The 20,483-nt window shown below is 58.0% G+C and carries 25 protein-coding genes; 9 read left to right on the forward strand and 16 right to left on the reverse strand.

What is annotated here, in order from left to right; genetic code table 11:
* Positions 1–328 precede the first annotated feature (328 nt).
* The 6 genes from HMPREF9452_RS00375 to HMPREF9452_RS00400 all read right to left on the reverse strand — a co-directional run bounded on the left by HMPREF9452_RS00375 (position 329) and on the right by HMPREF9452_RS00400 (position 4,939).
* Positions 329–1,003 (reverse strand): hypothetical protein, encoded by a 675-nt coding sequence (locus HMPREF9452_RS00375; RefSeq protein WP_040362066.1) that lies wholly within the window; start codon positions 1,001–1,003, stop codon positions 329–331.
* 167 nt (positions 1,004–1,170) lie between these two features.
* On the reverse strand, positions 1,171–2,040 hold the full coding sequence (locus HMPREF9452_RS00380; protein ID WP_009140106.1) for a hypothetical protein: 870 nt from the start codon (positions 2,038–2,040) through the stop codon (positions 1,171–1,173).
* Positions 2,030–2,791, reverse strand: a complete 762-nt coding sequence (locus HMPREF9452_RS00385; RefSeq protein WP_009140107.1) for an ABC transporter ATP-binding protein — start codon at positions 2,789–2,791, stop codon at positions 2,030–2,032. Before HMPREF9452_RS00385 ends, HMPREF9452_RS00380 begins: the two co-directional genes overlap by 11 nt.
* 138 nt (positions 2,792–2,929) lie before the next feature.
* The gene (locus HMPREF9452_RS00390; RefSeq protein ID WP_009140108.1) at positions 2,930–3,940 is read right to left on the reverse strand and encodes a DUF4097 family beta strand repeat-containing protein; all 1,011 of its coding nucleotides are present in this window, start codon (positions 3,938–3,940) and stop codon (positions 2,930–2,932) included.
* Positions 3,933–4,628 carry a DUF1700 domain-containing protein gene (locus tag HMPREF9452_RS11150; RefSeq protein ID WP_009140109.1) on the reverse strand — a complete coding sequence of 232 codons (696 nt, stop codon included), beginning with the start codon at positions 4,626–4,628 and terminating at the stop codon, positions 3,933–3,935. The genes HMPREF9452_RS00390 and HMPREF9452_RS11150 overlap by 8 nt, the downstream gene beginning before the upstream one ends.
* Positions 4,625–4,939, reverse strand: coding sequence for a PadR family transcriptional regulator (locus tag HMPREF9452_RS00400; RefSeq protein WP_009140110.1), 315 nt, complete (start codon positions 4,937–4,939; stop codon positions 4,625–4,627). The genes HMPREF9452_RS11150 and HMPREF9452_RS00400 overlap by 4 nt, the downstream gene beginning before the upstream one ends.
* Before the next feature lie 384 nt (positions 4,940–5,323).
* Here HMPREF9452_RS00400 and HMPREF9452_RS00405 point away from each other — a divergent pair, with 384 nt between their 5' ends.
* Together HMPREF9452_RS00405 and HMPREF9452_RS00410 are read left to right on the forward strand one after the other, a co-directional pair.
* Entirely contained in the window at positions 5,324–5,611 is a 288-nt protein-coding gene (locus HMPREF9452_RS00405; RefSeq protein ID WP_009140111.1) for a type II toxin-antitoxin system RelB/DinJ family antitoxin, read from the forward strand.
* A gap of 3 nt (positions 5,612–5,614) precedes the next feature.
* Positions 5,615–5,923, forward strand: a complete 309-nt coding sequence (locus HMPREF9452_RS00410; protein WP_040362067.1) for a type II toxin-antitoxin system YafQ family toxin — start codon at positions 5,615–5,617, stop codon at positions 5,921–5,923.
* Between the two features lie 87 nt (positions 5,924–6,010).
* Here HMPREF9452_RS00410 and HMPREF9452_RS00415 read toward each other — a convergent pair whose 3' ends face one another.
* The 5 genes from HMPREF9452_RS00415 to HMPREF9452_RS00435 form a co-directional block, all read right to left on the reverse strand.
* Entirely contained in the window at positions 6,011–7,219 is a 1,209-nt protein-coding gene (locus HMPREF9452_RS00415) for a DUF4179 domain-containing protein (protein ID WP_009140112.1), read from the reverse strand.
* Positions 7,206–7,754: an RNA polymerase sigma factor gene (locus HMPREF9452_RS00420; protein WP_009140113.1), complete on the reverse strand. Its 549-nt coding sequence runs from the start codon at positions 7,752–7,754 to the stop codon at positions 7,206–7,208. Before HMPREF9452_RS00420 ends, HMPREF9452_RS00415 begins: the two co-directional genes overlap by 14 nt.
* Positions 7,755–7,914: 160 nt before the next feature.
* Positions 7,915–8,757 carry a helix-turn-helix domain-containing protein gene (locus HMPREF9452_RS00425; RefSeq protein WP_009140114.1) on the reverse strand — a complete coding sequence of 281 codons (843 nt, stop codon included), beginning with the start codon at positions 8,755–8,757 and terminating at the stop codon, positions 7,915–7,917.
* Between the two features lie 263 nt (positions 8,758–9,020).
* Positions 9,021–9,530 carry a hypothetical protein gene (locus HMPREF9452_RS00430; RefSeq protein WP_009140115.1) on the reverse strand — a complete coding sequence of 170 codons (510 nt, stop codon included), beginning with the start codon at positions 9,528–9,530 and terminating at the stop codon, positions 9,021–9,023.
* A 120-nt stretch (positions 9,531–9,650) separates the two neighbouring features.
* Positions 9,651–10,730 (reverse strand): DNA/RNA non-specific endonuclease, encoded by a 1,080-nt coding sequence (locus HMPREF9452_RS00435; protein WP_009140116.1) that lies wholly within the window; start codon positions 10,728–10,730, stop codon positions 9,651–9,653.
* 210 nt (positions 10,731–10,940) lie between these two features.
* On the opposite strand from HMPREF9452_RS00435, the gene HMPREF9452_RS00440 reads away from it, so the two are divergent.
* Both HMPREF9452_RS00440 and HMPREF9452_RS00445 read left to right on the forward strand, forming a co-directional pair.
* Positions 10,941–11,129 (forward strand): type II toxin-antitoxin system HicA family toxin, encoded by a 189-nt coding sequence (locus HMPREF9452_RS00440; protein ID WP_040362069.1) that lies wholly within the window; start codon positions 10,941–10,943, stop codon positions 11,127–11,129.
* A 60-nt stretch (positions 11,130–11,189) separates the two neighbouring features.
* On the forward strand, positions 11,190–11,615 hold the full coding sequence (locus tag HMPREF9452_RS00445; protein ID WP_009140117.1) for a type II toxin-antitoxin system HicB family antitoxin: 426 nt from the start codon (positions 11,190–11,192) through the stop codon (positions 11,613–11,615).
* A 194-nt stretch (positions 11,616–11,809) separates the two neighbouring features.
* On the opposite strand, the gene HMPREF9452_RS00450 is transcribed toward HMPREF9452_RS00445, so the two are convergent.
* The gene (locus HMPREF9452_RS00450) at positions 11,810–12,775 is read right to left on the reverse strand and encodes a 3'-5' exonuclease (RefSeq protein ID WP_009140118.1); all 966 of its coding nucleotides are present in this window, start codon (positions 12,773–12,775) and stop codon (positions 11,810–11,812) included.
* Between the two features lie 224 nt (positions 12,776–12,999).
* On the opposite strand from HMPREF9452_RS00450, the gene HMPREF9452_RS00455 reads away from it, so the two are divergent.
* Both HMPREF9452_RS00455 and HMPREF9452_RS00460 read left to right on the forward strand, forming a co-directional pair.
* On the forward strand, positions 13,000–14,157 hold the full coding sequence (locus HMPREF9452_RS00455) for a putative manganese transporter (RefSeq protein WP_009140119.1): 1,158 nt from the start codon (positions 13,000–13,002) through the stop codon (positions 14,155–14,157).
* 264 nt (positions 14,158–14,421) lie between these two features.
* Positions 14,422–15,105, forward strand: a complete 684-nt coding sequence (locus HMPREF9452_RS00460) for a DUF1287 domain-containing protein (protein ID WP_040362071.1) — start codon at positions 14,422–14,424, stop codon at positions 15,103–15,105.
* A gap of 45 nt (positions 15,106–15,150) precedes the next feature.
* Here HMPREF9452_RS00460 and HMPREF9452_RS00465 read toward each other — a convergent pair whose 3' ends face one another.
* A complete protein-coding gene (locus tag HMPREF9452_RS00465) occupies positions 15,151–15,753 on the reverse strand; it encodes an HdeD family acid-resistance protein (protein ID WP_009140121.1) in 603 nt (200 codons plus the stop codon).
* A 135-nt stretch (positions 15,754–15,888) separates the two neighbouring features.
* Here HMPREF9452_RS00465 and HMPREF9452_RS00470 point away from each other — a divergent pair, with 135 nt between their 5' ends.
* Complete coding sequence (locus HMPREF9452_RS00470) at positions 15,889–16,479, forward strand: histidine phosphatase family protein (RefSeq protein WP_009140122.1); 591 nt, start codon at positions 15,889–15,891, stop codon at positions 16,477–16,479.
* Between the two features lie 603 nt (positions 16,480–17,082).
* Here HMPREF9452_RS00470 and HMPREF9452_RS00480 read toward each other — a convergent pair.
* Positions 17,083–18,339, reverse strand: a complete 1,257-nt coding sequence (locus tag HMPREF9452_RS00480) for a DUF1015 domain-containing protein (RefSeq protein ID WP_009140123.1) — start codon at positions 18,337–18,339, stop codon at positions 17,083–17,085.
* On the opposite strand from HMPREF9452_RS00480, the gene HMPREF9452_RS12075 reads away from it, so the two are divergent.
* Both HMPREF9452_RS12075 and HMPREF9452_RS00485 read left to right on the forward strand, forming a co-directional pair.
* Positions 18,314–18,889 (forward strand): type II toxin-antitoxin system RelE/ParE family toxin, encoded by a 576-nt coding sequence (locus HMPREF9452_RS12075; RefSeq protein WP_232204986.1) that lies wholly within the window; start codon positions 18,314–18,316, stop codon positions 18,887–18,889. The genes HMPREF9452_RS00480 and HMPREF9452_RS12075 overlap by 26 nt on opposite strands.
* 14 nt (positions 18,890–18,903) lie before the next feature.
* Positions 18,904–19,209, forward strand: a complete 306-nt coding sequence (locus HMPREF9452_RS00485; protein WP_040362073.1) for a HigA family addiction module antitoxin — start codon at positions 18,904–18,906, stop codon at positions 19,207–19,209.
* Positions 19,210–19,240: 31 nt separating this feature from the next.
* Here HMPREF9452_RS00485 and HMPREF9452_RS12080 read toward each other — a convergent pair whose 3' ends face one another.
* Both HMPREF9452_RS12080 and HMPREF9452_RS00490 read right to left on the reverse strand, forming a co-directional pair.
* Positions 19,241–19,696 carry a M20/M25/M40 family metallo-hydrolase gene (locus HMPREF9452_RS12080; RefSeq protein ID WP_261792586.1) on the reverse strand — a complete coding sequence of 152 codons (456 nt, stop codon included), beginning with the start codon at positions 19,694–19,696 and terminating at the stop codon, positions 19,241–19,243.
* Complete coding sequence (locus HMPREF9452_RS00490) at positions 19,594–20,430, reverse strand: M20/M25/M40 family metallo-hydrolase (RefSeq protein ID WP_009140125.1); 837 nt, start codon at positions 20,428–20,430, stop codon at positions 19,594–19,596. Before HMPREF9452_RS00490 ends, HMPREF9452_RS12080 begins: the two co-directional genes overlap by 103 nt.
* Positions 20,431–20,483: the final 53 nt, after the last annotated feature.

Raw genomic sequence — 20,483 nt, forward strand, 5'->3', positions numbered from 1 at the left:
TTCCTTGAGTTGGTTTCACACGCCGTGCGCGTCTTGTATGGAATCGCATTGCTCTTGCAGCGAAGGGCGTCTTCAAATGTTCAGTGCATGCTTGCAAGCTCTCGCCTGGGCATTTTCGTTTTCCTCAACAAATGCCGGCAAGATCGATTGCAATCATTTGTGTTCCCCCCCCTCAAGTTTGCAAGGGTACCACAGGGGGGTAGGGGGGCAATCCCAGATGAGGTATGTGTTGATGTGGATGGGCATGCAGGAAGCTAATCTGTCGTGGTGATCGTTGTGGGCGCAAAGTCCTGCGCATTCTGCTTGCAATGCTTTCAGGGGCAACGTGCTAGGCCCTGCGCGTCCTCATATTCAGGGCGGTTGCTAGGATTCCAAATGCGATGAGCGAGGAAGTCGTTGAAAAAAGTAAGGCACCCAGCGCGAGGTCGACGCTGCTTCGGGTACTGCATAATGTGAACCAATAGCCTGCGTGAACGGGAATAATCGATTCTGGCTGAGCCATTTGCAGTACACATGTAGCGATGAAGGCTGCAGACATGATTCCGATCGAAACGATGTGGTTCTGTGTAATCCGGTCAATAGCAAGACAGCATACTAAGAATGATTGGTTCACAGCGGATACAAGCGCTAGGTTCGGTAGCAGTGTCCTTACAACTTCTGCGATGCTATCGGGTTGAAGCCCGTATTGTTGGGATAGCGTCAAAGACATAGAAAGAGATGAGATTGCGAATAAGGCGTGGATTGGTAGCGATATTACTGCCAGGCTCGAGAACGCCGCGCGCCAATTAGAGCTACCTCGTGCTATGGAAAGAATAAGTTGATTGTCGTCGTATGCCGCCTTGGAAAAAAGGATGCAGGCGATAAGGTCGATAAATGGTAGGAAAACGGTTCCCGCGAGGGCGGAGAAGGCAATCGCATCGTTTAATTCCGTTTTGGTTTCTGCGGTAATATACGAAGGGTCCGGGACAAAACCTCTCCAGACAGTATCGAGGTTAACGAACATCCAAGCTCCTTCTCCTTTGAAGGTTTGGAATAGGACGAGCGCGACGATGCAGACAATGCTGCAAAGGCCAAGGTTTGCACCTTTGAAGACGAGCGCCGCCGTGGCAGCGTGGTGGCTTTTATGAGGTGTTTGACTTGAAGTACGAGCCATTTGGTTTCTACGGGGATTCATCGATGTGCCTCCTGGTGGCAGCAGACTACATATATCAGAGCGAATGAAATGGCGAGGACTGCCAGAGAGTAAATCAGGGCGAGGAGCGTCGCTGGCTGGCTTAGATTTAACGAGCAAGAGTGCATTAGCCAAGTGGCGGGGCTTGTCCACCAAAGCGGAGAGGCATTGCCCATCGCGTAATTGCTTGGGTATGAGAGCAGCGCTCCAAGATGGGGGAGGATACTTAAGAGCGTCGAGGCGATGGCGGGCCTGAGCATGATGGCGACCAGCGAGGACATGGCGAATAACGCACACAGGATAAAAGAATTTACTATTAGATAGATGAGAAATGGGTGGATGCTATTCATAGATATAGGCGCATCGTATAGAAACATCTTTGCTAGGAACCCAGGGAGACAGGATAGAAGATAGAACGGGGGTATGCATATGACGTTAACAAGTGCTCGGGCTAAAGTGCTTGATCCGCCGGACACGCCATGTGCCACGCTAAGTTGGCTCTGGAGGCCTTTTATCCCTTCACCTACCGCGCATACTCCCATAATGGCGACAAAGGGGATCCAGAACACTGTGTAGCAGAACGATGAACGTACGGCAGATTCAGCAATGTGTTCAGGGTCGAGAATGTTGCCGATGAATCCAATCGAATCGCCAACCGGTCCATTGATATCGCCCGCTACCATGAATAGCGGACCGTACTCAGATGGCACCATGCCCGCAACGGCGAGAAGAGTGGCAGCTCCTACATAGGGGAGAAATCCTCCCCGGCATTTGGTGATGTAGAGTTCGCTCGCGAACGATCTTACTATCTGGGCTACTGGGTTCAAATGCGGGGAAAGGGTTAGTGCTCGGCGCGCCTTATCGAGCATAATGGCCTCCGGGTTTTCTTGGTGTACCAATTTGCCCCTTTAGAACAATGCTGGCGTATAGGTCTTCTAAATCGTTTGGGGAATCACCTCTGACATCGCTGCTGCTAAGCCGCGCTATTAGCGAGCCTGCGCTTAAGACAAGGTACTCGTCTGCAATGCGGTTAAGCTCGGCAAGGTTATGGCTTGAAATGATGACGGTAATATCCCTGTCGGCATTAAGTCGCTTGATTAGATTTCTCATCTCCATTGTTCCAAGGGGGTCGAGCCCGTTTGTCGGCTCGTCGAGAACGAGCATTCGTGGTTCGCCCAGCAGCGCGACGGCAAGGTCCAGTCGCCTTCTCATTCCAAGGGAAAAGCTGCGAGCTTTTTTGGTTCCGACCTGAGCAAGCCCAACGGTATCAAGTAGCCTGGGAATCTGATTCTGGTCGATTCCCCATTCAAGGCACCGCGCTTTGAGATTGTCATATGCACTAAGCAGGGGATAGCTTGCGCTTGAATCTGGAACATATCCAACGTTCGCCCTAGCAAGGGTAAGGTCGCCCTCCCCGGACCGTCCAAATAGCTCGATGTCTCCATCCGTTTGCTTGCTAAGTCCCATAATGATCCTAATGAGTGTCGATTTACCCGCTCCATTTTCTCCGATAAGCCCGTAGATTCGACCTTTCTCAAGCTCAAGGGATAGCGGGCCTAATACGGTGGTATTTCGATAGCGTTTAGTAATTCCGGTAAGGCTCAGTGCCACAGCGGACATGATTGACCTCCGTGTAGACGGTTTCTATATCTTTGTCAGCGTTGTTAGATTGCTTGGGAGGATGGCGGTGCGGCGCCTATCGGCTATAAGAAGTCGTTGAGTTTTACTGACTTGGTGTCGATAGGCGCAAACGCTATATCACTGGGCATCCTCTTCAAACTCGATCGTAATAATGCCGTTGTCGCTCAGCGCGCGCACAATGCGGGTGGCGCCCAGGTTGCTCGCGGGTGCCGTGACCGTACCGTTGGCGGATGCCGCGTCGATAACGTATGCGCTGGACGACCCCACATATCCTAGCGTGATCATGCCGTTGTCGGACGTGTACTCGCCATCCGCCACATCGAGCTCGCGCCCGGTGATGGTGCCGTTATCCGCTGCGACAACCAGTTTCGCGCAAGCCAGATGCGCCAGCGCTATGGTGCCGTTGTCCGCGCGGACACCGGCCCGATCAAACGTGCTCTCCTTTACGGTCACCTTGCCGTTCCCGCTGGTTACGCTGGCGTCTTTGGACGAGCAGCCAATAACGCCCACCTCTCCGTTGTCGCTTTGCGCGCGGAGCGTGTCCGCGGCGACGTTGTTGAGCATGACCACGCCATCATTAGAGGTGGCGTCGAGCGTCTTGGTGCTCACGTCGCTCGCCCAAACCTCGCCGCTTGATGACACAAGCGTGCAGGACGAGATTCCCTCAAGATCCGTCGCCGTGGTGCTGGCGAAGTCGTTGCTCACGCTGATATCGCCCGTAAAGCTCTTGGGCACGCGCACCACCGTGGTGTCATCCTGCCCCTTGTCCATCAGGTTGATCTCAATGGATCCAATCGATTCGGTCTCTTTAAAAGAAAGCGTCAGTACGCCGTTCTCATCCTTCACGTCGGCGGTGCGGTTGGCGTTTGTCCAATACACCAGCTCGATGGCATCGCCGTCCGCGGGCACAAGCTTCACGTTGCCAAATTCGCTCTCAACGCGGATCGCCTTGTGAGGTGCCGTCGACTCCGCTTCAAGCGTTTTGGTCTGTCTATCGAACTTGTTGACGTGGGTGGAAAGCTTTGCAAAGTCGAATCCGGCTGCGGCCCAAGCGCCGCCGGCGAGCACCGCTCCTCCCGCAATGAGCGCGACGGACACTATGAGCAGGGTCTTCTTAACGTTACGCATTCAGGGCACCTTCTTTCGAAGCGGGGGAAGCGCTGGACGAGTTTCCCGAGAGATCGCAGGGCGTATTTGCGGGCGCATCCACATCCACGGGTGCGGGCACGGGATCAGCCTTAACAAACAGCCCCCGCACCCAGCGCGCGAAGTCGCGGGTGAGAAGCGCCAGCTGCTTGCTTACGCCCATCACGCCAAACGTTGCCAGAAGGCCCGCTCCGCACGCCATAAGGCAGAGCCCTAAGGCAAAGAAGCTCGAGAGCACAAACCCGCGTGCAAGGATGTTGGCGAAGACAAACAGCCCTAAAGGCCCCATGCCGATAAGGATGACAACCAGCATCCACATGGCGGCGATAATCAGCCAAATAGCCAGGTAGATACATAGCGCGGCCAACGCCAGCGCGCCTGCAACCGGTACCCAGACAGGGGAGAACAGGGCTAGCAGCACAATATTGAGCGCGCGGCTGCCGGTGTTCGCCTTGGCGATCGCACGGGGAATGGGCGGGATCTCGCTTGCGATCTGCCGCGCTATCTCGTCCACATCGCCCAGGCTTGCAACTGCATCATTTTCCGACATGCCGTCCTCGACGCGGTCGCTGATCGCCTCGTCGTAAAACGCGATTGCCTGCTGCACCTCTGCATGCGGAAGCTTGGCGAGCGCTCGTTCCAGCGCAGCGAGAAAATCCTGCTTGGTCATTGCGATGCACCTCGTTTCACAAAATCATAGATTGAAAGGATGTCGGCCTGCTCGGCCAAAAACTCTTCGATGCGCCTCGCACCCTCTTGGGTTAGGCGGTAGTACTTGCGCAGGCGCCCGTTGTGCTCCACGGAGTACGCGGTTAGGCAGTCGGCCTTCTCCAGGCGCTTGAGCAGCGGGTAGAGCGTGGATTCCGTCAGCCCCAGCACGTCGGGCACGTCTTTCACTATCTGGTAGCCGTAGCTGTCGCCGCCGCGCAACGACGCCAGCACGCAGATCTCTAGGAAGCCTCGCTTCATCTGTGCGTCCATGATACCTCCTTTCGACTTATAACATATGACGCATAGTATAAGGCGTCAACGGGGTTAAGAATTTCTTTAGACGAGGAAAGGGAGGAGATGGTATGGGATTTTGACTTTTGATAAGAGGGCCTTCTTGTCAAATCCCGGTAGTGAAGCAACTGCTCGCGTTGTGCCTCCGGCCGTATTTCCCGTTGTTGGTAGCGACAGGAATGCGTGTGACTGACGAGACGCCTGCTTCGATATTCCATTCCATTTCGTTTTAAGGAGAGCTGCCTTGAGCGCAACAATCAATGGAATAATGTCAAAGTATTGCATTTAGAAGTAAGCAAATATCAAATAGAGTTTAAATAAGCTTATAATGAACTAAATGCTCTTAATAAATGAGGAGGGAATATGGTTACAGCATCGACAACGCGTTTCGAAGAATCAGATAAAAGCGAAGCAACCGACCTTCTTAAATCGATGGGCCTGACATTCAACGGATATCTCAATATGGCGGTCAAACAACTCATCAACCAAAGGCGCATCCCATTTGAGATACTTCCTGCAAAAGAGGAACCCTCTGAGGAGACTCGTCGAGCAATGATTGCTGCTGAGGCGAAAGAATATGGCCTTATTGATGATGACTCTCCTTCATTCACCACAGCTGATGAAGCAATTAATTGGCTCGACGGTGAATAGCATATGTATGACCTGAAGTTTGAGCCTTCATTCAAGGAGGATTATCGGAAGGTGAAGAAATGGTGGCCAGCGGTTACCCGTGAGTTGAGGCGCGCTCTTGAATTGCTTGAAATCGATGGCGTGTTGCCTCCAGAATATGGCCCGCATGAGCTAGTTAACACGGGCGGTAACTACAACGGCCATATTGATTTCCATCTTTCTGACGGTGCCGTTGATGTTCTAGTGCTTTATAAACCTCATAAGACGAATCCTTCCCTTAGGTTTGTGAGGATGGGGAGACACGAGGATCTCTTTCGGGGTGAATATAAATAACTACATACACCAAAGAAGGGCGCCGCAAGGACGCCCTTCTGCCTTCTGTTTAATGCTGCCAGTTGATGCCGGCATGCTAAGCAGCCGCTACCGAACGGGAACCGTCAGGTCGCCCACGGTGATGCTGGCGATATCGTCGACATCGCGAATCTGGTCGAAGAACCAGGTCTTCTGCACCACGGTCTTGTCGTCCTGCTGCCAAGAGTTGTAGCCGCTGCCAAGCTCTTGCGTGGTGCCATCGGTAAAGGTGACGGTGAAGTTGCCATGGCCTACGCGTTTTTCGGCATCTGTTTCAAGGCCCGTGGGTCCCGATGCTCCGTCCGTGGCATCAACCGTATAGGTGATGGTGGCGCCAAGCGGGGAGACGGCAAGCTCGTCCACAACAGCGCTGTTGCCGCTGATGGTGAACGTCTGGCCCGCAGGCAGGTCGATGGAGAGGTCCTCGTAGTCGATCTTGAAGGACATGTTCCAGTCGCCGGTAGCGATTGCCTGCGAAGGCAGGTTGCGCCCATCTTCTCCAACGCGGGTAAAGCCAATTTCGGTAGCGTTGAAGTGCAGCGTCTCGCCAACGAGGGAGACGCCGGACCCGCCGAAGCTCATCATCTCAACAAGCTGAATGGCGTTGTCCGTGGGGTCCGCATCAAAGGTGTAGCTTGTGCCCCCGATTCCCTTTGCGCCAAGGCGCAGCGCGGTTAGCGCGTTGATGCTTCCACCACCATCGAGGACGAGGTTATACGCGCTGTTCTGGTTCATGGTGAGCTCGTCGAACGCCGTTCCGTCGTCCTTCTCGATGGTGTAGACCACCGCGTAGGCGTTGCGCATGCCTATGATGGCGTCGGCCGCGATGGTGATGCCGTTGCTTGTGCAGCTGGCGCCTATGGGCCGGCCAATCTGGTCGATAAGCTCGGTCTGCGCGGGGCCGGCGCCAAAGACGGCAGCGAGCGAGTCCGCCGCGCGGGCGAGTGTGCCCGTGGCGTAGGCGGTCCCTCCGCCCAGCGCCAGCACGGCGGCGATACCTATGGCGGCGGCGATCCTGTGCGGGCTGCGACGGTGTGCGCGCTGCGGCCTGGCGGCGCGGCTAGCGCTCCAGCGAGTGGTACGGCGCGCATCGCCGCGGTCGCTATCGCGTTCGTCGCTGTGTGCGCTCGCCGTCGCCGACTGCGTTCCGTGCAATTCCAGCACCTTGTTCGTTCTCGCGGCGGCTTTAAGCCGCTGCGCCATGCGGGCCTTCTGCTCATCGGAGAAGCAGAGCTGGTCCAGCTCGGTACGATACGTATCGCTATCAAAGGTTGTCATGGCCGGCTCCCTTCAAAACGGGGCGTAGCATGGCGCGCCCGCGGCTCAGTCGGGTCGCTATGGCGGATTCGCTCGCACCTACCAGCTCCGCGATCTGCTTGATCGAGTACCCCTCGTAATAGTGCAGGTAGATTGCCTCGCGATAATTCGCAGGCAGGTTCATGACGCTTTGCAGCACGCTCTGCGAACGTGTCGCCAGCTGCGCTTCGGTCGCATATGGCGCGCTTGCGGGCTCGGGCGCATCATCAAGTGCGATAGTGGCCCGCGCTCCGCGGCTCTTCAGCAGGTCTTTGCATGCGTTTGCCGCCACGCGGATGATCCATGCGTGCTCGTGGTCTACCGAGAAAAATCGCTGCGGGCGCTGCAGAACCTTGAGCAGAACGTCCTGGCATATATCTTCTGCGTCCTGCGTGCTGCGCAGGTATGTGTAGCACACGCGCAAGATGGTGTCCGCATAGGTGTCCACCAGCCGCTCGGGTTCGGTCGCGTAGGTGCGGTTGGGGCATGCGGCCTTCTCGCATTGTTGCTTCGCCATGATCTCACCTCGTTTCGGTCGTCGTTGTTTTTTGGACGAGGGACCGGTTTCGATATCTCCCTCTACCAACAATACGATTGGCGTTCCAAAACTTGGCAATCACAGGCAAAAAAGATGCGCGACGCAATCTCGCCGCGCATTAAGGCTCATCTCAAACGGGTTATTTCAAATCCGTCCGCGCTCCCGCGCCTCTTACCCACACGCGGTCGTAATCGCGCAGCATCATGATGGTGAGCACCACGCCAAGAGAAAGGGGAGCGGTCTTTTGGTCCACCAGCTCAATCCCGTATGCCACGCGGTTCAGCGCGGGCTGCACGTGTACGCGGGCCGTTAAGGACCCGTTGCGCGTCACGGCGAAATCATCGCCCATGAGGTTGCCTTCAACGCCCACGCCCTCGCCGTCGATGCGGATCACGTCTCGGTAGCCGGTGTCGAAGCGAATCTCGCGGCGCAGCTGCACGCGGTCAAATCCATCCATGCGCACCTGGAACACGGGGTGATGCAGAGCGTGTTTGCGGGCGATGCTGCCCACGCGCTCGCCCTTCTCGTCGATGATGAAATAGAGCGCTCGGCTAAAGAACGATGCCGCGCGCACCAAGCGGTATGCAAGCCCGCACGTGTCGGTGATATCGGCGTTTTCAAACTTGCCATACAACGGGTTTCCCAGCGACCGCAGGCCAAAAAGGCTCAGGTCCTCCTCATTGGATCCGTCGGCCTCGCTTTCGTTTGTGCCGCTGGCGTCAATCACGGAGCTCGCCAGCAGAATGTGGTTCTTGTCGCGAGCGAACGCCCGCGCCATCACCTGGTCGTCGTCCTTCACCATCTGGTCCAGCGTGACGCCAAACAGCGCGCTCATAAGCACAAGGCTCTGTATATCCGGCGTGGTGGCACCGCTTTCCCAGTTGCTGATGGTGTTGCGGGACACCCAGATGGCATCGGCAAGGTCCGCCTGCGACATGCCAAGCTGCTTGCGTCCGCGCCTGATCTGCTCGGAGAGAATCATTGTCGCCCCTTTCCGTCGGCGGTGTGATCGCGCTCCCGCGCCTCTCGTCCACACCACTGCACACCAAAGAACCCTTAGGGGAATCCCGCGAGACCCCTTAAGGGAACTATAGGATCTTCGTGCCTTTAGCGCTGCCAAATATCTTGTGCAACGTCCGCTTGGTGGCGCGCTAACCGTTGTTTACCAGCGTTTTTGGACGAGGACTAGCTAGATGCTACATCGCGTCAGCAGCGCAAATGCCAGCGCTAGGACCCCGTCCATCCTTATTGCTCAACAGGTATAAAGCGCTTTGCAGCGCAGGGCCCCAGCGCCAGGCCGATGATGGGCCAGATAAGTGGCGCGAAGTTAGACGGTTCAAGGTCGATGGGCAAGGCCGCCATCGCAACAAGTCCAACTACGGCACCGGGAATGCTGACAACGCCCAGAAGGGCGAGAGCTAGGATAACGCCGTCTTTGCGGCTCCAGGTCTCGGGCGTGGGGCGTCCGTCCGCCGGGTGGGCGAAGAGATTCTCCTTGATGGCTTTGTGCGCCTTGTAAATCAAGAAGTACGAGTAGATTCCCGCGATCACGGTCGCCGCCATAAGCGCCTGGAGCATGCCAATTTCCCGTGCAAGATCCGCCGAAGTTTCGATGTCGTCGACCGTCGCCATGTAGAGGGCGGCGGCTGCAACGATCAAGACGGTGCCTATGACGAGGGGGATGATGAATGCTCGCCTTAAGGCACGGCGCGACGCCTGGTCCAATGCCGTCCAGTACCGCTTGATAGCGTCCATGGTCGCCTCCGCATCTCTAGGAGTGCTCGGCAATTGCTGCCGGTTAGCGTACTTATTCCCATCGAGCCGTGGAATAAAAGAGCGTCTGCCAATGGCTGGATTCGTTTGGCGAGCGGCCCACTAGGGATTGCATTGCGCGCATGGTTCGTAGCCCCGGGTCATGACCTCGCTTCTGGTCATGGTGACTTCTTGTTTGTTGCGCGCCTTCATGCGGCTAACGGATCTGCACCCGGGCAGGTGGAACTTGCGCGTATTGGTGTTGAGCACGAAGGTGTGCGCCTGCTCGTCGTTGCTCTGAGCAGCGGTGCCGGCGGGCTCCGTGCTCGCTCCAGCATCCTGCTCGCGCCAGCTGTCGCCCGTGGCATAGTCGATGCCAACGCCGGGCTGCACGTTATAGCAAAACACGTTGAAGCTCACGGACGCACCGTCATCGTCAAGCGAGAGCGCCTCCATGTGCACGCCGCGCGCAACAAGCTCATCGTCCGCAAACACGGGCTCAACGCGCAGCAGCACGCGTCCGCCGGCGTCCACGCAGTTATCGATCCAGTTCTCGAAGGGCAACATGCCCTGGGTGTTCATGTAGCGCGTGCCGGTGATGAGGTTGAGCTCGTTGGCGCCCTCGCCGGTGAGTTGGTAGCCAATGAGATGGCAGCGATTGTAGAGGTATCTGCCATCGACTAGGTCGTCATAGCGTACGGTGTGCCAGCCGGAGGGCTTGATCATATCGATGCTGCCTCGCGGTTCGGTGGGCTGCGTGTCAGGGTTTACCACCGCCATGGCGGCGCCGCAGCGACCGAGGTTGTCGAGTGGTGAAAACTTCTCTGCCTCCGCGGGGGAGCTCGCCTGCGCCGGCAGGGCTTCAGCGTCGGCAACGTTGAGGTTGGGCGCGTTATCGTTGATCACGGCGTACGGGCTGCCGGAGTAGGCGGGGACCTGCGAATAATCAAAGCCGCTGCTTGTAGCCGGCGTTTGATAGTCGCTAGAGGTGTTGCTTGCAGCTGCGTTTTCCGCGCCGGTTCCGGCGTGGGCGTTTCCAATCGCGCTCGATCCCGCGACCGCCTGCGCGGCGCTTCCGGTCGCGGCGCCGGCGCTGGAGCAGCCCGCGCTTCCACCCATGGCAAGTATCAGGGCAAGGATGAGGACGATGAGGATGTGCGGGGTATTGGCCCTGCGGCGCGGAGCCTCCGTGCGGTTCAACATGACGAGCCTCTGGGTTAGGGGATAGCGACGACGCATAATGATAGCGCCCCGTCTGGACAAGAAAACCTGTCTGGACGGGGCGCTATGGAAAACCCTGCTTCATGTAATGGCGTGTTCGCCGTGCGATGTATGCTAAAAAAGTTAAATAGTGTTGTAAATAACTATTAATTTTTATATAGTTAATTTAGCGGTTTGTAGAAGGGGGCAGACGTGCAACCACCGACTTACCGCGAGATCATCCAACAACTGCTTCGTGAGGGCTTCGTCGAACGAGCGTCCGCAGGCGATCACCGCCGTTTCTCTAAAAACGGCTACAAGGTTACCGTGAGGGACCAGGGCGGCAAGCATGCTACTTGGAGAGAGTGGCAGAGCATCAAGAGGCAGGCAGGGTGGTCTTAATGCGCAAGGGCGCGGTGATAGCGCGTCATCGCGCCTGCATAGAATCAACGGAGGGTTTACATGCTTTTGTCCGCTGAGTGCGTTTTGACTCGCGACGGTGATTCGTGGGTGGCGGAATTCCCACAATTCGGCGGTGTTGCGACAAGCGGCAAGACCAGGACCGATGCTCTGAAGGCCGCACGCGATGTGCTCACCTTGGAGGCGGTGGACCTGATGACCGATGGTGCCTCCGCACCAAGGCAGGCCCATGTGGCAGAGGTTCACGTTGTGAGCGTTGATGTGAGCGATGACGATGTCGAGGCGGCTCGCTGCGTCACCCTTACGGGGGCGGCGGAACGCATTGGGGTAAGCAGCCCGCGCGTGACCGCTCTTGTGAAGTCTGGCGCGCTTGACGTTAGACTTGTGAACGGAAGGCGCATGGTGACGATCGAGAGCGTGAACCGCCTGCTGGCATCGGATAGAAAGCCTGGACGACCCAGGGCTTAGGGCGGGATGTCTGCGGCGGTCGACGATGAGGGCTACAAATGCCGTAGCTCACGCGCATAATAAAAGATTCGCCCAAAGCCGCCATAGCGGTCATTTGGACGAATCCTATCAACTCGGATGTTAACCCTCTCGGTGAAAGCCACCGGGACGCTCGCCGTATTCTGCGGGCAGGGCGCTCGCTCGCTACACATGCGTTACTTCAAGAACATGCCCTTGCCGTTAAACTCCGCCTGCACGGTGCGCAGCATAAGATCGGTATCGTCCAAGCCAAGGTGCAGCTCGTTCTCGTCTGCGGCAAGGGTACCGCGGCGGCGCGCCCAGTTCTGCAGGCTCGCGGGAGCGCTCTCTCGCGGCAGGGTACGCACCTCGCCGTCAACGGAGCGACAGATGTGGCGCGAGTCGATGACGATGATCTTGCCCGCGCGGCGCGCCTCGGCGTAGCCGGGCAGGTGCAGCATGAACCAGCTGTCCTCGAACGCGGCGTTGTGAGCCATGATGGGATACTTCTTCATCAGCTTCAGCAGCTCTTTTTGCAGCTTGGTGTCCAGGCGGAAGGGCGTCTTGCCCTCAAGGTCACTCCACTGGATGTGGTGGATGTCGGCCAGCGGCACGCCGGTTTCGCGGTACAGGTCGGGGATACCGCAGTAGAAGGCCTGGGGGTCGTGCGGGACGGCGTCGCTGGTGAGCTCCATGATCTCCCAGCCCACGTTGATGATGTAGCCGCGTTCCGGCGCGCGTCCGGTGGTCTCGATGTCGATGCCCAGGACGGTGCCCTTGATGGGCTTGCGCACGTAGGCGACGGAGTACGCGTCGCGGTCGCCGCGGACCTCGCGCGCGACGGCGCTGGCGGCGCGGCCCTGCATCTTGCCGATGGCGGCGCACAGGTCCGCATCGGAGAGGTTGCGGGCGAGCAGCGGGCTGGAGAGGTTGCGCAGGCGCGCCTCGCCAATCTGGTCGCAGAGCTCGCGGTTGCGATCCGCCAGGTCCAGGATGACATCGAAGTCGAATCCTGGTTCATCGTTTGCGCGCCATTCGTCCACCAGGGCCTTCAGGGCCTCCTCGCCGCGCTGGCGCTCGGACTCCATGGCGTCGTAGTCGCCGTAGATGAACATGGGGATAAACGGCTGGCGGTAATACTCAAGCGCTTGCTGTGCATTCATATATGTGTGCCTTCCAAACTGATTGTAACGATCGGAAAATAATAGTTTCCCTTGTGAAACTCTGACGCTACAATAGCCTACCTTAGATGGGGCGTTAGGAAAACCGCAAGCGGGGTAACAAATGACTTATACAAAAATCGTCCACCCTATCGCCAAAGTCGTTTTATCAGTCTTCCCCTCATGACGAGTTTTAAATAGTGGATGGCATTAGGAGACCTGACTCTATGGACTTATTGCTGCATTTTGTTGAGCACGCGTTGGAAGACACGCTGTCGCTCGTTCCGTTCCTGTTCGTAACCTACCTGGTGCTCGAGGCGCTTGAGCATGCGGCGGGCAACCGCGTCAACGCCACCGTGCGCCGCGCGGGCGCCGCTGGTCCCGTGGTGGGCGCTGCGCTGGGCGTTTTGCCCCAGTGCGGCTTTTCCGCCGTGGCGGCGACCCTGTACGCAGGGCGCGTTGTCACCCTGGGCACGCTGGTGGCCGTGTTTCTCTCTACGTCAGACGAGATGCTGCCCATGTTGCTGGTCGAGCGGGTGGACGCGTCTTCTGTGGCGACGCTGCTTGCCGCCAAGGCTGCGATTGCGCTGATCTCTGGCGTTGTAGTGGATGCCGCCTTGCGCGCGCTGCGCCGTAACGCCCGCGTCCATGCGGCGATTCGCCGTACGGTTTTGGGTCCTAAGTCCTTTGCGGGTGAGGACGGGTCGAGGGCGGCCGATATCATCGACAGCCTCTCGGAAGCGGGGGAGAGCGCCGAGCACATTCACCGTTTGTGCGAGCGCGACCACTGCGGCTGCGAGGAGTCTCACGCCCATCACCATGGGGACGATGGCCATCATGGGCATGGCGACGATGACGATCACCGCGAGCACGCCCACCAAGATGGCGTACTCGGTAGTGGCTCCCATGGCGCTTCCGCTGCGTGCGCTTGCAACCATGGGCATGACCACGGCCATGGACATGATCACGATCACGCGCATGGCGCCGGTGCGATCAAGTCCATTGTCTTGAGCGTGCTTTCGCATACCGTGCAGGTGACGGTCTTCATCTTCATTGTCACCTTCGTGCTGGTGGCGGTTCTGGAGACCGTGGGCGAGCCCGCTATGGAGGCGTTCCTCTCTTCCAACCGCGCCTTTGCCATTTTGGGTTCCGCGTTGGTGGGCATCATTCCCAATTGCTCTGCCAGCGTGGTTATCACGCAGCTTTACCTTGAGGGCGTGCTGTCGCTGGCACCCGCTATGGCAGGCCTTTTGGTGTCCGCCGGCGTGGGCTATCTGGTGCTGTTCCGTACCAACCGCAGTATGCGCGAGAACATAGCGATTCTGATCTTGCTGTATCTGGTCGCCGTTCTTTGGGGCTTGGTGCTGATGTTGCTGGGCTTCTAGCGAGGCTTGCGGCTGGCTGCGCTTGCTTGCGCTGAATGTCCGTCTTGGGCGTCCGCTGGTATTCCGTTGTGTCTTTGCGTTGGCTCCGTTGGATGGGGGTCTACCATGGTCGATCGCACGCGTAGGGTTAGGGCTACGGGGCGAGGAGCGCCTGCCGGCAGGCGCCCGGCTGGTGGCAGGCATATGGCAGGTGGCAGGCGCGGGGCCGTTGCGGGGCGCACGGCAGGTGGCGGGCGCCGTCATCGTCCAAAAACACCGAAAGGCGTGCATTCTTCTAAGCTCGTTGTCCTTGCTGTGCTGGCAGCGCTTCTGATTCTGGGTGCTGGCGTTGCGGGGCTTGCAGGTTTGGTGGCTACGGGCAACGTCAACGTGACATCTGCTTCTAGGCCGGAAAACAAATACACGGGCGTGCTGGCGCCGTATGCGTGCGCGTCCGATGCAGATGGCGACGGGGTGGATGACCAGACCGATATCTTGTCTGCGGCGCTGCGCTATGTGCAGACCAAACCCGTGTATCGCAGCGAGTACTATTCGGGCGGGTATCCGGATGACGGCTGCGGCGTGTGCACCGACGTGGTGGCGTTTGCCCTGCGCGATGCGGGCTACAATCTGCAGGCGCTGGTGGCGACCGATATCACCGAGCACCCGGATGACTACGGACTGGACGCACCGGATCCCGCGATCGACTTTAGACGCGTGCGCAACCTCAAGGTGTTCTTTGCCAGGCATGCTGCCCAACTAACGTGCGACGTTCACGCGATCGATGAGTGGCAGGGCGGCGACATTGCGATTTTTGATTCGCATATTGGCATAGTGTCCGATCGGCGAAACGAGAACGGCGTGCCCTACCTTATCCACCATAACGCGCCCTCCCAGCTATCCTATGAGGAGGACGTGCTGGAAGGGCGCGATGATTTGGTGATGCATGTGCGGATGGGATGCGAATGAGGATGGGGTGCGTTTAAGGATGACGCCGAACGCGATGTTGGGCTGCTAGGCGATCTTGCCAAACGTGAACGCGCGGACCAGCAGGGTGATGCCCAGCACGGTGAGCGCGGCTCCAGCGAACAGCACAAGCATGTCCGTGGATTCAAGCGGGAACATGAGCACCACGATGCCTGCCAAAATCGACAGCACTCCGGAGAAGATGGCGAAGCCGCGGTTGTGGACGGCGGCGGATTCGACCAGCGTCATGACGCCTTCGATGATCCAGCCAAAGCCGGTAGCCATCACTACAAAGGTTGCTAGCGTTGCCGCGGAGAGCGCTTGGTTGCGCACCATTATGAGTCCGCCAAAGAATAGAAGCAGGCTGGTGATGATGTTGAGCGCGCGCCAGCCGCCCGGCAGCAGCGGCGTCCAAATGGCGGTGGCAAGGCGGATGATGCCCGCCACTATAAAGTAGATGCCCAGCACCACGGTGAGCACCACTAGGGTCTTTACCGGCCAGAACAGCAGCGCCAGGCCGGCGAGCATGCTCACTGCTCCCGTGATGCCGTACAGGCGGCGCACGGTGGTGATGACGTGGTCTATCATGTTGTACTCGTCAAAATAAAAAGGATCCGCGTGGTCTAGTGAGTGCTTGTCGAAGAACGTCATGATGAGGACCTCCAATTGTATAGATGTGTAATAATCCTCAAGTGTGGTATACCCATTTAAGAGCGTGCTAACAAATGATTGCGTCCACCAATGCTACAATCGCCTGCGACGGGACATGAGACCAAGGGGGATGCAATGCCGGCAACGCTGTACCTGGTTCGCCACGGCAGGACCATGTTTAACGAGAAGCGCGTTATCCAGGGCTGGTGCGATTCGCCGCTGACCCGCGAGGGCGAGGAGCAGGCTGCCCGCGTCGGCCGCTATTTCGCCCACGAGGGCGTCTTTTTCGACCATGCATATGCCTCAACGTTGGCGCGCACGCATCAGACCATAGAGGCGATAACCGATATGCCCTACGGGCGTGAACCGGGCCTGCGCGAGTGGTTCTTTGGCGCCTATGAGGGAGAGCGCGTCGATCTTATGCCTGCGCGCCCCTGGGGCGATTACTTTGTTCAGTTTGGGGGCGAGGGCGAGCGGGAGTTCCATGCGCGCATCTGCTCTACGCTTCGCGAGATCATGGCGCGGCCCGGACATGAGAACGTGCTGGTGGTGAGCCATGGATCCGCCTGCCGCGAGTTTATGCTGGAGTGGCGCGAGGGTAAGGATTTGGGTTATCCGGATGTTCCCGGCAACTGCTCTGTTATGCGTTACGCCTTCGACGGCGAGCGCTTTGAGCTGGTTCGCGTTGTGGAGCAGAGCGAGATGCGCGCGGTGTTGGGCGAGTAGGGCGCGTGGTGCTGTTGTGGTGTGCAGCCCGTTTGCAGAGTCGCGGCTTTGGCGTTTCGCGGCCTCGGCAGACAATCGATGCCTTCTGTAATCGTTTCTCAGCTGACCGCAGCTGTGTTCTCTTTGATTTATGAGTGCCACAACACAGTTTGGGGTGCAATCGCAATAGAACCAGCGGAGCCCGTCTCTCGTGAAATTGGCGCGGGCGATGCAAGGGGTTTACTTTAAGGACTCGGTGGCACCCGAGTCCTTACTTTTGCCTTTCGTCTTCCGCGATGTGCTTACGTCGATTCCATCGTTCGAGCAGCTCCAAGAGCAGCCTTGCGATGCTTGAAAGCGCTTCAAGGGCGCGAATGACTTGCAGGATTGTATCTATAGGCTTTGCTCCTCTCTTGAGAAGCGCCGCCCGCACGCGGACTCCGCCGGATCTGTCCTCATACTGCATATGCCATTTATCTAAACGCTATAACAATGAGCATAGTTGATTACTGTTGATTGGTGCTGCTCACCGGTGGCCGCTGATATTGTCCAAGAAAAAAAGACGCCGATTCCGCTTGTTGTGGAATCGACGTCTTGCGTTGTGATTGGCTAAGCGCTGGTTGCTTACTTGCGGATTTGGTGGATGAACAGGCCGCTGCGAAGCTTGGGTTCAAACCAAGTGGATTTGGGCGGCATGAGCAGGCCCGCATCGGCGACGGCGAGCAGCTGGTCGATTCCCGTGGCGCACATGGAGAACGCGACGCCCTTGGTGCCGGCGCGACGCTCGAGCTCGTCAGCACCGCGAATGCCGCCAACAAAGCTGATGCGCGGGTCCAGACGGGGGTCGCCAATGCCCAAAATGGGCGAGAGCACCTGTTCTTGCAGGATGGAGACATCGAGCGCGGAGACGGGGTCTGCCGCTGCGACCCGCTGCGCAAGCTCCTGTCCAAGCGACAGGTTCCACCATTGACCATCTGCGAACATGCCCATGCGCCCGGCTTCCTGCGGAGTTACGGGTGCATTCGCCCGCTCAACCGTAAAGCCTGCCTGGCTCACGCGCTCGACCAGCTGATCAGCACTAAGGCCGCAGCGGCCTTTGACCACGCGGTTATAGGGCAGGATGGTGAGTTGGCTTGCTGGGAACAGCACGGAGAGGAAGTAGTTGAACGGCTCGCGTCCGGTGTAGGTGCCCGCCGCTTTCGCCTCTTCGCGCATTTGCTGGGCGACTTTGACGGCGCTTGCGGTTCGATGATGGCCGTCTGCGATGTAGGCGCAGGGGATGTGCTGGAACATGGCCGCGATGGCCTCGACCGTGTCTGAGCGCTTGACCTCCCACACGGTTTGGCGCACGTTTTCCTCGTCCACAAAATCATAGAGCGGGGTCGCCATTTTGGCAGCGCCCAGGATCATGTCGAGTACGGGCTGGTCGCGATACGCCAGGAAGATGGGGCCGGTTTGGCAGCCCAGCGCGCGGATGTGCTCTATGCGGTCGCGTTCCTTGTCCTCGCGGGTGAGCTCGTGGCGCTTGATGGTGCCGTCTTCGTACTCGTCTACGGAACATACGGCGACCAGGCCGGTTTGCACGCGACCATCCATCTCGAGCTCGTAGATGTAGTAGCAGCGGTTTGGGTCGCGCATGTAGATGCGGGAGTCGATGCGGTCCTGCATGAGCTGGGCGGCGCGCTGGTAGACCTCCGGCGCGTACATGTCCTGGTCCGCGGGGAACTGCGTCTCCGGACGGTCGATATTGAGGAACGACAGCGGGCGGTCGACTACGTAGTCGGCGGCCTCTTTGCGGTCGAAGACGTCGTAGGGAAGCGAGGCCGCCTGCGCGGCGTGCTGCGGCAGGGGTCGTATGCAGGGAAAGGGCAATGCCTTCATGGGGGATCCTCCTTGTTGGTGGCGTTATGCCGTTTTCTCATTGTACGTGCTGCGCGACGGGCGCGCACGCGCCGCTGAGAGGGTTATTGGAAGGGTAACGTTGGCGGGATGCGCGTTAAAAAGGAAGCAGAAGCAACGAGGACATTGGGCTGAGCCCTGGGCCTTTGGCATTCAAAAGATTTTTACTTTCGAATCTCATAAAGTTGTTCAGAACGAACACATGTTCTATAATGATACAAGGGGATTTACAATAGTAATGCGAGGCGATACTATGATTCTATCCTATGCCGATAAAGAGACCGAAAGATTGGCACGAGGAGAAAGGGTGAGACGCTTTTTGCCATTCGAGCGCGTCGCTTTGCGCAAGCTGCGACAACTTGAATTAGCCGCAAGCATTAATGATCTGAGGATTCCTCCGGGTAATCGGTTGGAAATCCTTCAGGGTGATCGCTTTGGTCAGCATAGCATCAGAATAAACGATTGCTTTCGAATCTGTTTTCGATGGACATCAGCGGGTCCTCAAGATGTTGAGATAGTTGATTATCATTAAAGTGGTGATGTCGGATGATTGAATACATTGACCCCGTCTCTCCAGGGGAGCTGCTTAAGGAAGAGTTCCTTGTTCCTATGGGTATTTCTCAGTATCGTCTAGCGAAAGAGACCGGTATTCCGGCGCAGCGCATTGGGCAAATTGTGCTTGGCCGCCGTTCTGTTACGGCGGATACCGATCTTCGCTTGTGCCGTTTTTTTGGTTTAACGGATGGATATTGGCTTCGTGCTCAAGCGGCTTACGACACTCAACTTGCTCGTCGTCGACTTTCCGATGATCTTGATAAGATCGTTCCTTGGGATAGTGCGGCGATGGGCTAGATGAACGGCGTTTGACGCGTTGCGGTTTTGCCTATGCGAGGCCCGATAGCGATAGCAGCAGGTCTGTAAGCACCGCCTCGACGCGCTGGATATCATCGCGCGGCACCCACTCGTTAGGCTTGTGCGCCAGCGCGAGCGATCCGGGGCCGTAGCTCATGCAGTTATGGTTTGAGCGGGTTCCCGCTATGACGGCGGTATCCGTGTAGCCGGTGAAATAGCTTACCTGCGCGGGCGCCCCCGTGGTTTGCTCGACCGTTTTGCTAAGGGCGGCCAGCAGGGGAGAACCGGGGTCGCGCTCGATGGGAGGACGATCGCCCGTGATGCGGTAGGCGCCTTGGATGCCCGGGACCTCTTGCTGCGCCCTCTCGATTGCATCCTGAACTATCATTTCCGCCTTCGCCGTGGTTGCCGGAGGTACCAATCGCATATCGATCCACGTGGTGCATGCATCCGGGACAACGTAGGGTTGGTATCCGCCTTGAACCATGCCAAAGGTAACGGTCGAGGCGCCCAGTCTGCATGGTGCGGCAGCGCCTCGATGCTGCGGCGAATGTGGCTGATTGCTTCCGCCGTTGCTGCGACGGCATCTGCTCCTTCCCAAGGCTGGCTTGCGTGCGCGGTGACGCCCTTGATATCGAGCTCGAACCATGTGCGCCCCTTATGCGCAACCTGGATCTGGTTGTCGGTGGGCTCGGTGTCCAGCACCCACTCGTCCGTGCCGACCCAGCCCGCATCGATAGCGGCTTCAACGCCGCGCATGTTGGCTTCTTCGTCCACGGTACAGATGAGCGAGAACCCACGCTCTGGTTGAGTGCCGGTATGCTCCATGGCGTCCATTAGCGAGAATAGAGCGGAGAGAGCGCAGGCAAGCCCGCCTTTCATGTCGCATGCGCCTCGCCCGTAGAGGCGGTTCTCGCGGACGGTTGCTCCTAGCGTGGGCGTGTCCGTGCTCCAGCCCTCGCCTAAGGTGACGGTATCCATGTGGCAGATGTAGACCAGATTGGGCGCGCTGCCATATCCCGCTATGGTGACGTTGAGATTGCGCCGAGCGGGGAAGACCTCGATCTCCTTGATGGAGATATGCTTTACAAGGCATGCAGGCATGCTTGAAACGCGCTGCTCTACCAGTAGTTTGATATAGCGTTCGATCGTATCTTCTTGCGCTCCAGGATTAGAGCTATCTATACGCACCAATTGTTGCGCCAGTCGCCATGCATTCATCGGCTTCCCTTCGGTAGCAAAACAAGAGGCGTGCACGTGGCTCGCCTCTTATG

This window comes from Collinsella tanakaei YIT 12063, assembly GCF_000225705.1.
GTDB classification, from domain to species: domain Bacteria; phylum Actinomycetota; class Coriobacteriia; order Coriobacteriales; family Coriobacteriaceae; genus Collinsella; species Collinsella tanakaei.

Bases quoted from the DNA above. Each gene is read 5' to 3' on its own strand.
- HMPREF9452_RS00375 (WP_040362066.1), bottom strand. From the start codon at position 1,003: ATGTTCGTTAACCTCGATACTGTCTGGAGAGGTTTTGTCCCGGACCCT.
- HMPREF9452_RS00380 (WP_009140106.1), bottom strand. From the start codon at position 2,040: ATGCTCGATAAGGCGCGCCGAGCACTAACCCTTTCCCCGCATTTGAAC.
- HMPREF9452_RS00385 (WP_009140107.1), bottom strand. From the start codon at position 2,791: ATGTCCGCTGTGGCACTGAGCCTTACCGGAATTACTAAACGCTATCGA.
- HMPREF9452_RS00390 (WP_009140108.1), bottom strand. From the start codon at position 3,940: ATGCGTAACGTTAAGAAGACCCTGCTCATAGTGTCCGTCGCGCTCATT.
- HMPREF9452_RS11150 (WP_009140109.1), bottom strand. From the start codon at position 4,628: ATGACCAAGCAGGATTTTCTCGCTGCGCTGGAACGAGCGCTCGCCAAG.
- HMPREF9452_RS00400 (WP_009140110.1), bottom strand. From the start codon at position 4,939: ATGGACGCACAGATGAAGCGAGGCTTCCTAGAGATCTGCGTGCTGGCG.
- HMPREF9452_RS00405 (WP_009140111.1), top strand. From the start codon at position 5,324: ATGGTTACAGCATCGACAACGCGTTTCGAAGAATCAGATAAAAGCGAA.
- HMPREF9452_RS00410 (WP_040362067.1), top strand. From the start codon at position 5,615: ATGTATGACCTGAAGTTTGAGCCTTCATTCAAGGAGGATTATCGGAAG.
- HMPREF9452_RS00415 (WP_009140112.1), bottom strand. From the start codon at position 7,219: ATGACAACCTTTGATAGCGATACGTATCGTACCGAGCTGGACCAGCTC.
- HMPREF9452_RS00420 (WP_009140113.1), bottom strand. From the start codon at position 7,754: ATGGCGAAGCAACAATGCGAGAAGGCCGCATGCCCCAACCGCACCTAC.
- HMPREF9452_RS00425 (WP_009140114.1), bottom strand. From the start codon at position 8,757: ATGATTCTCTCCGAGCAGATCAGGCGCGGACGCAAGCAGCTTGGCATG.
- HMPREF9452_RS00430 (WP_009140115.1), bottom strand. From the start codon at position 9,530: ATGGACGCTATCAAGCGGTACTGGACGGCATTGGACCAGGCGTCGCGC.
- HMPREF9452_RS00435 (WP_009140116.1), bottom strand. From the start codon at position 10,730: ATGTTGAACCGCACGGAGGCTCCGCGCCGCAGGGCCAATACCCCGCAC.
- HMPREF9452_RS00445 (WP_009140117.1), top strand. From the start codon at position 11,190: ATGCTTTTGTCCGCTGAGTGCGTTTTGACTCGCGACGGTGATTCGTGG.
- HMPREF9452_RS00450 (WP_009140118.1), bottom strand. From the start codon at position 12,775: ATGAATGCACAGCAAGCGCTTGAGTATTACCGCCAGCCGTTTATCCCC.
- HMPREF9452_RS00455 (WP_009140119.1), top strand. From the start codon at position 13,000: ATGGACTTATTGCTGCATTTTGTTGAGCACGCGTTGGAAGACACGCTG.
- HMPREF9452_RS00465 (WP_009140121.1), bottom strand. From the start codon at position 15,753: ATGACGTTCTTCGACAAGCACTCACTAGACCACGCGGATCCTTTTTAT.
- HMPREF9452_RS00470 (WP_009140122.1), top strand. From the start codon at position 15,889: ATGCCGGCAACGCTGTACCTGGTTCGCCACGGCAGGACCATGTTTAAC.
- HMPREF9452_RS12075 (WP_232204986.1), top strand. From the start codon at position 18,314: ATGCAGGGAAAGGGCAATGCCTTCATGGGGGATCCTCCTTGTTGGTGG.
- HMPREF9452_RS00480 (WP_009140123.1), bottom strand. From the start codon at position 18,339: ATGAAGGCATTGCCCTTTCCCTGCATACGACCCCTGCCGCAGCACGCC.
- HMPREF9452_RS00485 (WP_040362073.1), top strand. From the start codon at position 18,904: ATGATTGAATACATTGACCCCGTCTCTCCAGGGGAGCTGCTTAAGGAA.
- HMPREF9452_RS12080 (WP_261792586.1), bottom strand. From the start codon at position 19,696: ATGGTTCAAGGCGGATACCAACCCTACGTTGTCCCGGATGCATGCACC.
- HMPREF9452_RS00490 (WP_009140125.1), bottom strand. From the start codon at position 20,430: ATGAATGCATGGCGACTGGCGCAACAATTGGTGCGTATAGATAGCTCT.